This is a genomic window from Prosthecobacter sp. (genome assembly GCF_044378005.1).
Taxonomy (GTDB): Bacteria; Verrucomicrobiota; Verrucomicrobiia; order Verrucomicrobiales; family Verrucomicrobiaceae; genus Prosthecobacter.
Window position 1 is genome coordinate 1 of sequence record NZ_JBILYB010000332.1, and the last position, 2,588, is coordinate 2,588.

The 2,588-nt window shown below is 60.0% G+C and carries 1 protein-coding gene; it reads right to left on the bottom strand.

Features of this window, described 5'->3' with window-relative positions; translation table 11 throughout:
- Positions 1–2,411: hypothetical protein (locus AC6FTP_RS26905; RefSeq protein ID WP_497209976.1), on the bottom strand; the 2,411-nt coding region annotated here is incomplete at its 3' end.
- Positions 2,412–2,588: the final 177 nt, after the last annotated feature.

Here is a 2,588-nt window from a genome sequence, read left to right on the forward strand (position 1 = left end):
TCCAACACCCCGTGTCCGGCCCCGAAGGCCACCACCTCGTCATTCTCGGCGGCCCCGGCGAGAAACTCCCGGATCTTTTCCGGTGCGTCCCTCGTGACCGCTTCGTTCGTCAGGAGGAGAACCTCCGAGTCACCCGGATACGCGTCCCGGATCGCACGAGAAAGATCCGAGGCATCCTTCGCCGCAAAATCGAGATCCAGATCGCGGTTCCGGTAGGCCGATACTCCCATCGCGACAATGAACCGTTTCGATGGTTTCTCCGACTTCCCGAGGATCGTCCGGAAGCGCACCCGGTTGCTCGACCGTCCCTGCTCATCGATCGCCACGGCTTCAATCCAGTTCTGGCCTTCGGCGATCCTCACTCGGCGTTCCACCGTGTCCGAGGCGACGATTGCATTGGAACCTCGCTGTGCGTCGACCCCATTCACGCGCACCACGAGATCCTTCACCGGCGACACACCCGCTTTGATGTCGAACGCGAGAGCCACTTCCCCGGACCCGGCCCGGAGCGGAACGTCGCTCGAGAGCGCGAGGGTGGGAAAAGCCCCCGAGGCCGGCTCCGGATTCCGCTCGGGATTCCCGATCTTCGCGAGCCACCGGTCCGTTACCTGTGCGAGGATCCGGACTTCCGCAGGATCACCGCCGAGCGCCTTCAACACCTCGGCCGGACGGTTCCGCCAGGCCGCAACCGAGGCTCCATCAACGGAACCAAAACGAAGGAGTTTCTCACAGCCCGGTGAACCGGCATAGCGACCGTTGGGAAGCAGCACGGCGAAGGTATCGTCATCCGCGAGAAGCAAATCAAACTCCTTCTTTGGCTCACCTTCCCCTGGCAGCTTCCACGCCTCGAATCCCGAGGCGCCGGGAATCAGAATGAGCCCGGAGGAGGGATCGAACAAGGCTTTGCCGAAGCGGTTGGCGAAGGCCCGGATCCAGATCACTTTCGTGTTGCCGGTCGAGGGGTCCACTTCGACAAGGCGCACGGTATCACCCGCTCCGAAGACGATGCGGACCTTCGCTCCTGCATCGACGAGGCCAAGTGGGTCTGCCATGGAGGGTAAGCCGTTCGCGACTATCAGATGACCGGTCCCATCCGCGGCTTTTTCGATCGCCACGCACGAAGAGACGCCGCCGCTGTGTGAGTCATCCACGTAGGACAGCGCCCGCCATCCGTTCGACGGCTCACTGGAGAAAACTCCACAATAGGCCAGACGGCCCCCGCCATGCCACCGACTTCCGAACCTTTGTCCTGTGGATCCAAGGAAACGCTGAAATTCGCCGGTGTCGCGGACCACAAAGGTGCCGGTTTCTTCGTTCCAATCGATGATTTCCGCATCGGCACCCGCTTCTTGCAGAATGCTCCGGCCCGGGACAATGGCCTCAAATCTGTCGCTCCCGGGAAGAGCCGCGCGCCAGAATTTACCCTCATGGGTGTATGCAACGGCGCTTCGGGAAAACTGAAGCAGACCTTCACTGGGATCGGGAAAGGGGGGCGGCGATTTCAGCAAAAGCTCGAGGTCCTCGCCGTTCCCGCCGGGGATCTGGAGGACGCGTTTTGACCCTTCGCCGATCAATTGAATCGCGCCATCCGCCACGCAGGCGATCACCCCTTCATTCAAGACGTAGGGTGCGAACACACCTTGTGGCGACACCGAGTGTGCGCTTCTTCCTAGCGTTCCAAGATCAAATTTGGTTAGTTTTCCCTCTTCCGACGCTCTTACAAGAGCCAATCCGAGCCCTGCTTCGTCCGGAGATCCAATCGAAAATTGTCCCCGGCTCGAAGAGGCTTCGGTGATTCGGGCCGGCCGCGGCCCGAGGTGGCCAAGCCCTGAACGCTCGCGGGAGAGCAGTGCGCGATGCGTCTTCTCGCCGCTCTTGCCGCTCTCGTGATCGGCCCATCGATCCGTCCCATTCGACGACCGCGACCTCTCCACAAAGGAGATCCGGATCTCCTTGAACACCTCCTTTTCCGGTTGGGTCCTGACATATTGGGAAAGGGTGCCTTTGTCGACGGTGAAGCGGAGCGATCCGGCGGACGCTTGGATCCCCAACTCATGACCAAGCGCCAGCCAATAGTCATCGGAGATCACAGGGATCCGCTCGATCGACTCCGTTTCCAGATCGACCAACGTGATCGCCAGAGGGCAATCGTCATACAGGTATTTCGCAGGAGTGATGGTCCCCACGTAAAATCGTCCTCCGCGTGAATCGCCGATTCTTCCGACTTTAAAGACCCGGTTGGGAACCGAAACAAGCGCGATGAGCCGACAGGTTTTCGTATTGTAAAAAGAAAGCTCCGTTTTGCTTTTGGAGAACCCTGGCTCCCAGCTCCCGACCAACTCCACGGATCGGACGACAAATTCAGAATCAGCAAATAGAACGGCACCGGCGGAGTCCGTGGCCAGATCCATGGTTGGTTCAATGGAGTGCTCGATGAACTCGTATGCCCATCTACCTCCTGAAGGATTGAATCCCTCCACGACGGAATCCGAACCGCGTCGGTTCGAACTGAGCGCGAGCGTCGTCTCAATTCGGGCCAACTTTTCGAGCCTTGCCCTTACCGACCCCGCCGCACGCAACGAAAACTT